Here is a 12,710-nt window from a genome sequence, read left to right as displayed (position 1 = left end):
GGCCGTGCGGCCGGCCGGCTTCTACCCGGTCGACCGCAAGGGTCTCGCCCCGTCGCTGTCCTGCCCCGAGGACGCAGCCGCGCTGCGGAAGGCCCTGAGCCCTTCGAGGAGCGAACGCCGTGCCTTGGCCGGCATCGCGTCGATCGTGGACATCAGCACCTCCTCCCTGCGCATGCGCAGGTCGACGAGATACGCCTTGCCGAGGCTGGTCAGCCGGAGCTCCAGCTCCCGGCGGCTCACCGGGCTGGGGGCACGCTCCACGAACCCCGTGGCCTGCAAGCGGTCGCACAGCCTGCTCACCGAGGGGGAGGCCGATCCCAGGGCATCGGCGAGCATCCGCAGATTGATGCCCTCCTCCCGGTCCAGCGTGTACAGCACGCGGAGCTGGGAAGGGGAGACCGGGCCTGTCGGTACGGCTTCGCGTCCGTGCTCCCAGAGGACTTCGAGGAGTTCGACGAACTCGGAACCCTCACGGGCCACATCCCGCGACCGATGGTCGGGTTCGGGGCTCAGGCCCATATTGATGACACTCCGATCCGGCATCGCCTCACTCGTCCGTCTGGCCACCGGACCGAGCAATCGAGCCGGGCATCCGCTGCGCGCGTACGGAAAGCCAGGACTGGGGTCCGGGACACACATGCACGGCCCCGAATATCCTACCCCCGTCAGCCACAGGTTCCCGGGGTCGTGACGGAGGCTCGATGGGTTTCCGTACGACAACAGTTGTCATGGGGTACGGTTCGGCAGTCGATATCTGACCCGTGATCTTCCAGCGGGCCACGCCGCTCCCGCCGTGACGGCGACCCGCTCCCGGCCTGGAGTACTGACACCCATGACGCACAGCCAGACCCTCATCCTCACTGTCAGGTATCCGGCGGACTCGACCGCCGTCCTCACGGTTGCCGGAGAGATCGATGTGGACAGTGCGCCGGCCCTGCGGACCCGGGCCATGGAGCTGATCAGGCAGGGCAGGCCGCATCTGGTCCTGGACCTGGCGCCCCTGAAGTTCTGCGATTCCTCCGGCCTCAATGCGATGATCGCCGTCCTCCGGTACGCGAAGGACCGGCACGGGTCCCTGTCGTTGGCCGCCGCACCGCCCCACCTCACGAGGCTGCTGGGCGTCACGGGTGTCGGCGACCTGATACCCGCACTCCCCACCACGGCCGAGGCGCTGACGCACATCACCATGCCCGGGGGTACGCCGGAACGGCAGGAGCCCTTCTAGCCCGACCCGGATCCGCCCCTGGGCCGTGCCTTCGAGTACCTGGGCGAGGGTCCCCGCTCCTGGGCCGCCACTGTCGCAGCGGGCTCGGCCGCCGTACCCAAGAAGCGAGAGGCGCTGCCGGCCTGGCTGGCCACATCGGCGCAGGAGCTGGTGAACGCCCTGCGGGAGGGCGGCCCGGACCGTGGTTGCTGGACATGGTGGGGAACGTCGCAGTCGTGTCGCCGAATTCCTGTCCACCTGCGGCGCGACTCCGAGCGCCTGGCCGCACAAGCCCCCCGCCTTCGACTTCCACACCACCGAGGGCCACTCCTGGTGCCTCACGGTCGAGGCGACGGCGCACGCTCCACGCCATATCGCCACCTCCGTAACGCCGCCCGCCACCGCTGCCGACGAGGGCCCGGAAGCGGCTGGCGTCTCCGCACGCGGCACGACCGGTGAGCTGGTCCTGTTCATGTACGACCGCATCCCGGCGGACTCCCTGCGGATCGACGGGGATGCAGGCCTGATCGACCTACTCCGCGCCTGGGAGCCGGAGGGTAGGACGTGACGATGCGCTACCGTCGCCGAGTCGAAGGAAAGCCTCCGGTGAATGACGTCGCGTTGGGTGATCATCGGTTCGTGCCGCGCTTCCGAGTGAGCGGCGACACGTGTCGATGTCGGATCCTCCTCGGGTGGGGCGTTCACTCAGGTCGCTCGACGAGGGCAACCTCTCGGGCCAGGTTGCGGACGACGGAGACCTGCCTTACCTCGGGCAGCATGGAGAGAGCGGCGTCGGCCCGCGCCAGCCCGGAAGGCCGGTCGCCTCCCACCGACTCAGCCAGCGCTATACAGATCTCGCGCTGCGCGACCCACTCGGCCATGTCCGGCGGCACATCGGAGAGCGCCGACCACATCGACCGTGTGTCGCCCAGTAAGGCGAAGACCCGGCTCTCGGCCAGACCCAGACGCCACGTCGGCATCTGGTACATCGTCGGCTGGGAGGTGATTGGCAAGCGATCAAGAGCCCGATGGGCGGATGCAACGGCTTCCGTCGCGGCGCTGCGGTCCCCCAGGCGGGCAAACGCCCACCCTCGGGCTGCGTGTGCCTCGACCGCTTCGACATCCTCCGCCATCCGAAGTACAGCCAAGGGATCGGCTCCCTCGTGGGCTGCCCGGAAGGCTTCGCGGCCCAGGAGCCAGGAGTTCACTTCTACGTCTCCGGACCGCGATCCGGCGAGCCGTGCTGTGCGCCACCATCGATCGCCCGCTGTCTTGTCTCCCATTGACGTCAACGCCATGGCTTCCAGTGCCGAGAGGCGACACGCGACGGACCACAACTGGGGGTTCTCTGGGAGAGCGGCCTTGAGTGCCGCCAAGTCCCCGATCAGCCGGCCCTGGAGCGCGGGGGCGCTTACTGTCATGTAATCGCGGCCGTGGGTCTCGGAGATCTCGTACCAGTCGTCGACGGTGGCTCCCAGGGAAGCCATCAGGGTCTGACGTATGTGCTCGGTAAGCGAGTTCGCCCCCGACCGTGCTGTCTCCGTCCCCAGTACGAGTCCCATTCCCGTGAGCATTGTGCGGCGTCTCACCGGATCAGTTCCTGCCGCCAGAGCCACCAGGAAGCCTCCGGCTCCCAGAGCGTTGTCCAGAGCCCGCGCGACGGCCGGGGTCGGTTGCCGAGTGCCTGATTCGAGGTTGCCGATATGCGATTTGGAGACGTCCGAGCGGGACGCGAGGGCTGCCAAGGACAGGCCTGCTTGCCCCCGCAGTTGTCGCACCAGCTGACCGAAGGAGTCCATGCCGCCACCTTTGTGTGAAGGCGCCGATGTGCCGCCCTGACTGGTCGCACCGTGTCCTGCATCGTAGCCGCGGGTGCTCCCCTCGTCGTGGAGTGTCCCGCCTGTCTGCATGGTGGAGCCGGGAGTGGGAGGTTGCCCGCCCGCGACGCCGGCTCCCGTGCTGGTGGTCCGGTTCACGCCGCGAACGCCCCCTGCCCAGGGCGACACCGGCCACGAGCAGATCGCCGAGTATCTGGCCGAGAACGTTGCCCGGCAGCCCGGAATACCCTTCGGCCCGGGCGCCCCACCACGACAGTGTCAATCCTGTTGCGCAGCCGATCGCGGCAGTCGTCCTGCACCAGCCCAGTTGCCTGAGCCACTTCACAATCTTCGTCTTCGCCATGACTCACAGTGTCGGGGCACAGTGAGGAGCTCATGAATAGGTGAGCGTCTTCAAACGTCTTCAGGTGCGGGAGCGATCTGGAGGTTGAGCCGGCCCTCTGCCAGTCTTCAAATGCCGGGTCGACAAAAGGAGTGACGGAATGATTCGTTCAAACGCTCGGGAATCATGGGGAAAGGTGGGCATCGACGGGTCGGGAGTATCTTCCTCCGTCGTCGCCGCGATGAAAGCGTTCACTTACCCTGCGGAGAAGCTTCCGTTGTGCAGTGAGCGCCAGCCATTCGCGCAATTCACCGACGAACTGTGTCGGCGGATTGCCCAGGAAGCGCTCACCACACCCGAGAGGCGTGGGAGGCTCACTGATGTGACCCGTCAGATCGTCGGGCAGCGTACGTCCGACCCTGCGCAGTACACGACGTTCGAATCGCACGTCGGGCTGAACGCAGTGGACTCGGAACTCGTATCAGGGCTCGTCGCTCTCGGGTTCGAGCCGCACAACTTCGCTGGCGTCCAGCCGACTGGCTACCACCACAACTTCACCCAGCAATTCGTGGTGGACCGGGCCCACACAGGCAAAGGTCACCTGGTGGCTGTACTTCGAGAGAAGACAGAACAAGCGCGCAAGCTCGTCGACAATCACCCCGAGGTGCTCGGATTTGTCGAATCCGAGGTGTATCGCAGCGAATACTCGAGGAGCCTGCCGGTGCGGGCCATGTGGCCTGACGCGCTGGACCACGTGCCCTATCGAGACCTCACCTACCGGGAGTTGGTGGTGCCGACCACCGCTCGGGAGGCTGAACTGAGCGGCGTACCACTTGAGTGCGGTCGGGCTGCTGACGTCCACATCAAGATCGCGGGGCGCGTCGGTCCGTATTCGTCCGAGCCGCTGGAACAGCGAATCGCCCAGCACAAGTGCTCCCGCAACCCGATCGAACTCAAGCTGGGCGAGCGTCTTCGCGAGCTGGGCTACTACGAGCAGATCTCGCAGTCGGGCAACTTTCTCTACACGGCACACTTCGGTGAGCTCGGAGATGCGAATCGGGCTTTTACCGCTCTGGCCGATTTCGCGTCCCAGTACGGCGGGATCATTGACGTCGCGCGAGAAGCATGCACCGCGTTCTGGAGGAAGAGCGTGGTCGGAGAGTCCGGCGAAGTGCGATTCGCTCCGGTGCCGCCCCTTCTGACCGGGCGGTAGAGCGACCTCTCGGCTGATCCTTTTGTGCGCCTCGGATCTCGGGGGGAGCCGACACACGTCTGTGGCGCGCCGGACGGCTCCGAGGAGAGCGTCGTGTGTCCCGCCTCACGGCCGGGCGCACGACGGGTCCGGTGGGCCGTCCGGTCTCCTGGTTTCTCGGGCCAAATGGGTCTCCCCAGGATGCCGCCGAGCTGTTAGGGGGCGAAGGCGGCCCTGAGTTCGCCGAGTTCGTGACGGGCAGCCAGTTCGGCGACCTCGGGCGGCAACGGTGACAGTGCTGATGCGGATCAGCAACGCCCGCGACGCGTTCACCATCGCCGACGCCTCCCGCGTCATGCCCCACACGCTCCGCTTGGTCGACCTCGAAGACGAGACCTCGCAGAACTGGAGATGATCGTCGGCTTCGACGACGACCTGGCCGGCGAGGCGACGAGGGTCTCCGACCGGCTCCGCGGCCTGCTGACACAGATTCACCCACACCTGGAGTGAGTCCTCGGCCCAAGAATCCAGCATGCGGCCGTCCTGATGCTCCCGGAACAGTTCGGATCCCCGGCCCAGATCCGCAAGGCCGGACGCCGCCGGCCGATCACGCTGATACGGCCGAAGGCGTCGCGGATGGCCGAGCGACTGGTCGAGGACATCTTCACCGCGTTTGACGAACAGACCGTCGTCGTCCCGGGCACCGACGCGGCCGCACTGATCGTCCCCAGCCTGGCCGTGTCGCTGACCGCCGTCCTCGACCAGCGCAAACTCCTCGCCACCGGGATCGAGGAACAGCTGGCCAACCACCCTCTTTCCACGGTCCTGACGTCCATGCCGGGCATCGGCGTCAGGACCGGAGCCCGCATCCTCATCGATGTCGGCGACAGCAGTTCGTTCCCCTCCGCCGCCTACACCGGCCTTGCTCCGGCAACCCGCAGCTCGGGCTCCTCGATCCGCGGCGAACAACCATCCTGCCGTGGAAACGAGCAGCTCAAACGGGCCTTCTTCCTCTCCGCGTTCGCTGCCCTTGGCGACCCGGCCTCCCGCACCTATTAAGACAAGAAGATCGCTCAGGGCAAGCACCACACCCAAGCCCTTCTCTGCCTCGTGAGACGACGAGCCGACGCCCTCTTCGCGATGCTCCGCAACGGCACCTTCTACGAACCCCAACCAGCCGCAGGAAGGTGAGGAGTTCACACCGCTCGATCAGTCCTCCGGCCGAAGCCTCTGACGAGCCGCTTCAAGGCGCTCGTCATAGTCGGATGCGAACAGCTCAGGAAGCGACTTGTCGAGGGTTCCAGCGATCCTATGGATCGGTGCCCAGACCGCCGGATCGTCGACAACCCGGCTGAGGTCCGTCATCTGGAGCTTCTCCAGCCAGTGCGACAGCACCAGGGCCTCGTCACTCGTGAGCTTGATCGTGACTTGGCTATCACTCATGCGCACCCCTACGACTCCGCCCGCCCTCGACCACACGAACCTACTGGCCTTCGACCTTGACCAAACACATAGGGGCCCCGCACCGGACCGTACACATCGCGCTGCCCGCGGCCCCGATGCCGACGGCGTGGAGGCTGCGGGACCTGCTCCACGTAGCTGGCGACCGGACTGTACTGACCGGCGATTAGCGGTTGCGCCGCTACCGAACGGCGAGGGCCGCGGTGCGCCGTAGGCGGCTTCGCTCATCACTCCTGCTCCTTTGCGATCCGGTTGGTGGCGCTGAGCTGCGCAGTTGGTGGGCGTGAGGGTGGTGCCGGTGTGAGAACCGTTGACAAAAGTGTGACCTGCTAGAAACCTGTCACCTCGGAACCGCAAAATATTGACCGGATCACTCAAAATCCTTTGCAATGCACGCGAGTTTCCGGCGGGTGGCCTGCCTTCCTCCCCGTCGGCGTCCCCGATCGTCCCCCCATCGGTGTACCGGCAGCCCGCACCCGGCCGTCGCCGACCGCGTGACGCAGAACGCGCCGTGCGGTCGGTGACGCGCCGCTGTGCCCTCCCGGTCCCGCAGCCCACGGAACTGAGGACAGCATGAGATGGAAGCAACTCGGACGGCGGTTCGCCGTCGGAGCGGTCGCAGCCGCGCTGATGACCGTCGGGCTCCTGCCCGTCGCCGCATCGGCGGCCGTCCTGAGCCCCGACCTGGCTCTCGGTAAGCAGGCGACGACCAGCGGGTCGCACGGCGGCTACGCGGCGTCGAACGTCACCGACGGCAGCCAGCAGACGTACTGGGAGAGCCCGGGCACCTTCCCGCAGTGGGTCCAGATCGACCTCGGCAACCGGTTCGACGTCGACGAGGTGGTGCTGAAACTGCCCACGACGTGGGAGGCGCGGACCCAGACGCTCGCCGTCCAGGGCAGCACGGACGGGAGCAGCTTCAGTACCCTGTCCGCGTCGGCCGCCCGGGTGTTCAGCCCTTCGGCGGGCAACACCGTCACCATCGGCTTCCCCGAGAAGCAGGCGCGGTACATCCGGGTGCAGGTGACCGCCAACACCGGCTGGAACGCCGCGCAGCTCTCCCAGGTGGAGGTCTCCGGGGACGGCGGGGAGGATCCCGGCCCGCAGCCCTCGGACGGCTCCAACCTGGCGCTGAACAAGCCGATCGAGGCTTCGTCGGTCACGCAGACCTATGTGGCGGCGAACGCCAATGACGACAAACTCTCCACGTACTGGGAGTCGAACGGACACCCCTCGACGCTGACGGTGAAGCTCGGCGCCGACGCCGACATCGAGGCCGTCGTCGTCAAGCTCTCCCCGGACCAGGCATGGGCGACCCGTACGCAGAGCGTCCAGGTGCTCGGCCGCGCCCAGAACGCTGCAGGATTCACCTCGTTGAAGGACCGCGCCGACTACACCTTCAACCCCTCCGGCAACCAGAACACGGTGACCGTCCCGGTCAGCGGCCGGTACGCGGACGTACAGCTCAAGTTCTTCTCCAACACCGGTGCGCCCGGTGCGCAGGTAGCAGAGATCCAGGTCGTCGGGACCGCCGCGCCCAACCCCGACCTGACCGTCTCCGAGCTGACGTGGTCGCCCGCCACCCCGTCCGAGAAGGACGACGTCACCGTGAACGCCACCGTGCGCAACACGGGTACGGCGGCGGCCGCGGCGACGACGGTCGACGTCAGCCTCGAAGGCCTGGTCGCCGGAAGCGCGCCCGTGGGCGGTCTCGCCGCCGGAGCGTCGGCCACCGTGCCGGTCGCCGTCGGCAAGCGCCCGATGGGCACCTACAGCGTCTCGGCGGCGGTCGACCCGACCGACACGATCGTCGAGCAGGACAACAGCAACAACAGTCGCACCGCCGCGTCGAAGCTCGTGGTCTCCCAGAGCCCCGGCCCCGACCTCGAGGTGCTCGGCATCACCTCCAGCCCGTCGAATCCCGCCGTGGGCGCAGCCGTCACCTTCACGGTCTCCGTACACAACCGCGGTACCACGGCCGTGAGTTCCTCGACGGTCACCCGTCTCCTGGCGGAGACCACCACCCTGAACGGCACGACCGGGGCCGTTCCCGCCGGAGGCACGGTCACCGTTCCCATCAGCGGGAGCTGGACCGCGAAGAGCGGTGGGGCCAACCTCACCGCCACCGCGGACGCGACCGGAGTCCTCACCGAGACCAACGAGAACAACAACGTCTTCTCGCGCGCCATCGTGGTCGGCCGCGGGGCTGCGGTCCCGTACACCGAGTACGAGGCCGAACAGGCCGACTACGAGGGCACGTTGCTGAAGGCCGACCAGGAGCGCACCTTCGGGCACACCAACTTCGCCACCGAGTCCTCGGGCCGTGAATCCGTGCGGCTCAACTCCACCGGCCAGTACGTCGAGGTGACCTCGACCGTGCCGTCCAACTCCCTCGTGGTCCGCAACTCGATCCCCGACGCCCCCGGTGGCGGCGGGACGCAAGCCACGATCAGCCTGTACGTCAACGACACCTTCGCCCGCAAGCTGACACTCTCCTCCAAGCACAGCTGGCTCTACGGTGACACGGACAGTCCGGAAGGACTGACCAACCAGCCGCAGGCCGACGCCCGCAGGCTGTTCGACGAGTCCAACGCCCTGCTCGGCCAGACCTACCCCGCCGGTACGAAGTTCCGTCTCCAGCGCGACGCGGGCGACTCGGCCTCCTTCTACATCATCGACCTCGTCGATCTGGAGCAGGTGGCGCCGCCCGCCGCCCAGCCGGCCGGATGCACGTCGATCACCACCTACGGTGCCGTCCCGAACGACGGAATCGACGACACGGACGCCATCCAGCGGGCGGTGACGGCCGACCAGAACGGTGACATCGGCTGTGTGTGGATCCCGCAGGGCCAGTGGCGTCAGGAGCAGAAGATACTGACCGACGACCCGCTGAACCGGGGCCAGTTCAACCAGGTCGGCATCAAGGACGTCACGATCCGTGGCGCGGGCATGTGGCACTCCCAGCTGTACACCCTCACCCAGCCTCAGAACGCGGGCGGCATCAACCACCCGCACGAGGGGAACTTCGGCTTCGACATCGACGACAACACCAAGATCTCGGACCTGGCGATCTTCGGTTCCGGCACCATCCGGGGCGGAGACGGCAACGCCGAGGGCGGAGTGGGTCTGAACGGACGCTTCGGCGACGACACCAAGATCACCAATGTGTGGCTGGAGCACGCGAACGTGGGCGTGTGGGTCGGCCGTGACTACGACAACATCCCGGACCTCTGGGGACCGGGCGACGGCGTCGAGTTCACCGGCATGCGGATTCGCAACACGTACGCGGACGGCATCAACTTCGCGAACGGCACGCGCAATTCGACCGTGTTCAACTCCTCGTTCAGGAACACCGGCGACGACGCACTGGCCGTGTGGTCGAGCAAGTACGTGAAGAATCCGTCGGTGGACATCGGCCACGACAACCACTTCCGCAACAACACCATCCAGTTGCCCTGGAGGGCCAACGGAATCGCGGTCTACGGCGGTTACGGCAACACGATCGAGAACAACATCATCTCCGACACCATGAACTACCCCGGCATCATGCTGGCGACGGACCACGATCCGCTGCCCTTCTCCGGGCAGACACTCATCGCCAACAACGCGCTCCACCGCACGGGTGGGGCGTTCTGGGGAGAGGCCCAGGAGTTCGGTGCCATCACCCTGTTCGCGGCCGGTCAGGACATCCCCGGCGTCACGATCCGGGACACCGACATCCATGACTCGACCTACGACGGCATCCAGTTCAAGTCGGGCGGCGGGTCCGTGCCCGGAGCGCAGATCTCGAACGTCCGCATCGACAATTCCGTCAACGGGTCCGGAATCCTCGCCCATGGAGGTGCGCGGGGCAGTGCGACCCTGACCGATGTGACCATCACCGGCTCGGCCGACGGCGACGTCGTGGTCGAACCCGGATCGCAGTTCGTCATCAACGGCAGCGCCGGGCGGGCGTCCACCCGGAGGTAGATCCGGTCCTCGGGCCATGACCCGGCCCCCGGTCGGTGCGCTGTCCGAGCGCTCCGGCCGGGGGAGCGGCGACTCACCCTCCGGTGGGTGGCCGTACTCTCCGTGAGCCCCCTCGCCGGTCGGCCCGCGCCAGTCCCCGAACAGGGAGGGCGGTACGGCCGCGAGGGCGGCGCGTCAGCGCGACCGCCGCGCGGCCGTCCGCGGCCTCGGACAAGGTCCGGGACAAACCGATGCCGGGTTCGCCCGTCAGCCCCAGGACCGAGGAGCCGGCTCGTCGCGGGAGCGCGGTGAGCGGCGTCGACTCGGACTCCCTGCTCATGAAGCGGGGCAGGTCACCGTGGGGACCCGTCCGTACCCGCGGCCGTCGGCGCACTGCCCGACGGCGGCGTCGTCAGCGAAGCCGGCAGCTCTTCGCGGTGGACGATGCCCAGGCGCTGGGTGGCGCGGGTCAGTGCCACGTACAGGTCGCTCGTCCCGTACCTGGCGGGCTCCACCACCAGTACATGGTCGAATTCGAGGCCCTTGGCCTGGCGCGGGTCGAGCAGCACCACCGTGCGGGTGAGATCGGGCTCCTCACCGGCCGTGACACCGTCCAGACGGGCAGCGACCTCCTCGTGCAGTGCGGCAGGCGCGATCACCGCGAGCCGTCCCTCCTCGGGCGTCAGCTCAGCGACCGCGAGCGCCACCGCGCCCGCCAGATCCTCGCCGGAGTCGCGCGTCCAGGGCGCCTCACCGGTGGACCGCACGGAGCCGGGCGGCTCGAAGGACGGGTCCGCGGCCCGCACGACACGGGCGGCGAGTTCCATGATCTCGGCAGGCGTACGGTAGTTCACGCCCAGCCTGACGTGCTCGAAGCGGTCACCGACGTACGGCTGGAGGATCTTGTCCCAGGAGCCGACCCCGGCCTCCTCGGAGGTCTGCGCCGGGTCGCCGACAAGGGTCAGTGAGCGGGTCGGCGAGCGGCGCATCAGCAGCCGCCACGCCATCGGCGACAGCTCCTGCGCCTCGTCGACGATGATGTGCCCGAACGCCCAGGTCCGGTCGGCGGCGGCGCGTTCGGCCGCGCTGCGGTGGTCGGCCTCCTCCTGCCGCTCCGCCATGCGTTCGGCGTCGATGATGTCGTGGGCGGCGAGGATCTCGGACTCCTCCTCGTCCTCGAACTCGTACGTCTCCGAGCCCCGCGACATCTCCAGGACGGCCTGCGCGTACGCGATCCGCTCCTGGCGTCCTGCCTCGGCGGCGGCCCGCTCGGCGCTGTCGTCCGCCCCGAGCAGTTCGGCGGCCTCGTCGAGCAGCGGGACGTCGGCGGGGGTCCACTCCCCGTGGCCCGGTGCTCGCCGGATGGCGTCGGCGTCCTCCTCCGGTACGTACACGGGCTCGGCCAGATAGTCCGTCAGGAACTCCTCCGGGGTGAGCTCGGGCCACAGCACGTCGATGGCGGCGTGCACCTCCTCGCTGACGGCGACGCCCTTGCCCAACTGGGCGAGGTCGTCGGGGCCGAGGAAGTTGGGGCCGCCGTACGGGTCCGCACCGAGGCGCTCGCCGAGCTGTGCCGTGAGGGCGTCGATGATCCGGAAGGCGAAGTGCGGGCGGGCGAGGTTGTGCGGGAGGAGGGTGTCGCGGGCCGCCTGCCGGGCCTCGTAGGCGATCTCCCAGTCGAGGACGAGGTCTCCGTCGTCGTTCCGGATGATCAGTGGGGCGCCGGGCTCGGGCAGCTGCTGCCGGGCGCGTACGGCCAGGGCGAGCGCCTCGGCCATCGGCTCGCCGCCCTTGACGGCGGCGGCGCGCGGAGTGTCGGTACCGCGTGCGTGGACGCCCGGGAAGAGCTCGGCCTGCGTGGAGAGCAGGACACCCGTCTCGCCGAGCGCGGGCAGCACCTCGCCGATGTAGCGCAGGAAGGCGGGGTTGGGGCCCACGATCAGGACGGCGCGCTTGGCGAGCAGCTCGCGGTGCTCGTACAGGAGGAAGGCCGCTCGGTGCAGCGCGACCGCCGTCTTGCCCGTGCCCGGGCCGCCCTCGACGACGAGTACACCGCGGTGCGGGGCGCGGATGATGCGGTCCTGTTCCGCCTGGATGGTCCGCACGATGTCGCCCATGCGGCCGGTGCGGGCGGAGCCCACGGCGGCGAGCAGCACGGCATCGCCGCTCGGGTCCTCGAAGCCGGTGCGCTCCCGGTCCCCGAGGTCGAGGATCTCGTCGTGCAGCTCGGTGACGACGCGGCCCTCGGTAGTGAGGTGCCGACGCCGGCGCAGCCCCATCGGTGTGTGACCGGTGGCGAGATAGAAGGGGCGGGCGACCGGCGCACGCCAGTCGATCAGCAGGGGTGTGTGTTCGGTGTCGTCCTTGCGGATCCCGATCCGGCCGATATGGTGCGTGTCGCCGTTCGCGAGATCGATGCGCCCGAAACACAGCGAACCGTCCACCGCGTCGAGGGCAGCCACCAGACCCGAGCGTTCCGCGACGCGGACATCGCGTTCGAGGCGCGCCTGCAGCCCGGTCCCGACCGGCGTCAGCGCCTCCTCGACGGCGTCCGAGGCGGCTCCGCGCAGCACGTCGACACGGCGATGGAGCCGGTCGACGTATTCCTGCTCCTTCTCCAATTCGACGCTTTCCCGATTTGACAAAATAGCTCCCTGCCGGATACTGTATTTCTTGTAGGCCCCCTGTGTGGGGCCTTTTCTGTGGGCACACAGAAGAATTCAATATACGTGAGAAAATCCCCGG

The 12,710-nt window shown here is 68.1% G+C and carries 8 protein-coding genes and 2 pseudogenes; 5 read left to right on the top strand and 5 right to left on the bottom strand.

Features of this window, described 5'->3' with window-relative positions:
* Nucleotides 1–21: 21 nt before the first annotated feature.
* Nucleotides 22–519, bottom strand: coding sequence for a MarR family transcriptional regulator (locus ACFW9O_RS18575; protein WP_351175290.1), 498 nt, complete (start codon nucleotides 517–519; stop codon nucleotides 22–24).
* Between the two features lie 313 nt (nucleotides 520–832).
* On the opposite strand from ACFW9O_RS18575, the gene ACFW9O_RS18570 reads away from it, so the two are divergent.
* Together ACFW9O_RS18570 and ACFW9O_RS18565 are read left to right on the top strand one after the other, a co-directional pair.
* The gene (locus ACFW9O_RS18570; protein WP_351175282.1) at nucleotides 833–1,225 is read left to right on the top strand and encodes an STAS domain-containing protein; all 393 of its coding nucleotides are present in this window, start codon (nucleotides 833–835) and stop codon (nucleotides 1,223–1,225) included.
* Between the two features lie 181 nt (nucleotides 1,226–1,406).
* Complete coding sequence (locus ACFW9O_RS18565) at nucleotides 1,407–1,772, top strand: hypothetical protein (protein ID WP_384610568.1); 366 nt, start codon at nucleotides 1,407–1,409, stop codon at nucleotides 1,770–1,772.
* A gap of 133 nt (nucleotides 1,773–1,905) precedes the next feature.
* On the opposite strand, the gene ACFW9O_RS18560 is transcribed toward ACFW9O_RS18565, so the two are convergent.
* Both ACFW9O_RS18560 and ACFW9O_RS18555 read right to left on the bottom strand, forming a co-directional pair.
* Nucleotides 1,906–2,766, bottom strand: a complete 861-nt coding sequence (locus ACFW9O_RS18560; RefSeq protein ID WP_384610841.1) for a hypothetical protein — start codon at nucleotides 2,764–2,766, stop codon at nucleotides 1,906–1,908.
* 66 nt (nucleotides 2,767–2,832) lie between these two features.
* Nucleotides 2,833–3,003: pseudogene (locus ACFW9O_RS18555) on the bottom strand (helix-turn-helix domain-containing protein); the annotation flags it as partial.
* Nucleotides 3,004–3,560: 557 nt separating this feature from the next.
* On the opposite strand from ACFW9O_RS18555, the gene ACFW9O_RS18550 reads away from it, so the two are divergent.
* Both ACFW9O_RS18550 and ACFW9O_RS18545 read left to right on the top strand, forming a co-directional pair.
* A complete protein-coding gene (locus ACFW9O_RS18550; RefSeq protein ID WP_384610566.1) occupies nucleotides 3,561–4,577 on the top strand; it encodes a hypothetical protein in 1,017 nt (338 codons plus the stop codon).
* A gap of 289 nt (nucleotides 4,578–4,866) precedes the next feature.
* Nucleotides 4,867–5,747, top strand: a pseudogene (locus tag ACFW9O_RS18545) (transposase); the annotation flags it as partial.
* An 18-nt stretch (nucleotides 5,748–5,765) separates the two neighbouring features.
* Here the strand turns inward: ACFW9O_RS18545 and ACFW9O_RS18540 are convergent.
* On the bottom strand, nucleotides 5,766–5,999 hold the full coding sequence (locus tag ACFW9O_RS18540) for a hypothetical protein (RefSeq protein WP_384610565.1): 234 nt from the start codon (nucleotides 5,997–5,999) through the stop codon (nucleotides 5,766–5,768).
* A gap of 591 nt (nucleotides 6,000–6,590) precedes the next feature.
* Between ACFW9O_RS18540 and ACFW9O_RS18535 the strand changes: the two genes are divergently transcribed.
* The gene (locus ACFW9O_RS18535; RefSeq protein WP_384610563.1) at nucleotides 6,591–9,986 is read left to right on the top strand and encodes a CARDB domain-containing protein; all 3,396 of its coding nucleotides are present in this window, start codon (nucleotides 6,591–6,593) and stop codon (nucleotides 9,984–9,986) included.
* Nucleotides 9,987–10,318: 332 nt separating this feature from the next.
* On the opposite strand, the gene ACFW9O_RS18530 is transcribed toward ACFW9O_RS18535, so the two are convergent.
* Entirely contained in the window at nucleotides 10,319–12,586 is a 2,268-nt protein-coding gene (locus ACFW9O_RS18530; RefSeq protein ID WP_384610828.1) for a HelD family protein, read from the bottom strand.
* Nucleotides 12,587–12,710 lie beyond the last annotated feature (124 nt).

This window comes from Streptomyces sp. NPDC059499 (assembly GCF_042749285.1).
In the GTDB taxonomy this organism is placed as follows: Bacteria; Actinomycetota; Actinomycetes; order Streptomycetales; family Streptomycetaceae; genus Streptomyces.
The sequence above is the reverse complement of the archived record's forward strand: the minus strand, read 5'-3'. Positions and strand labels throughout refer to the sequence as shown.

Coding starts and splice junctions, on each gene's coding strand:
- ACFW9O_RS18575 (WP_351175290.1), bottom strand. CDS start 519: ATGGGCCTGAGCCCCGAACCCGACCATCGGTCGCGGGATGTGGCCCGT.
- ACFW9O_RS18570 (WP_351175282.1), top strand. CDS start 833: ATGACGCACAGCCAGACCCTCATCCTCACTGTCAGGTATCCGGCGGAC.
- ACFW9O_RS18560 (WP_384610841.1), bottom strand. CDS start 2,766: ATGGGACTCGTACTGGGGACGGAGACAGCACGGTCGGGGGCGAACTCG.
- ACFW9O_RS18540 (WP_384610565.1), bottom strand. CDS start 5,999: ATGAGTGATAGCCAAGTCACGATCAAGCTCACGAGTGACGAGGCCCTG.
- ACFW9O_RS18535 (WP_384610563.1), top strand. CDS start 6,591: ATGAGATGGAAGCAACTCGGACGGCGGTTCGCCGTCGGAGCGGTCGCA.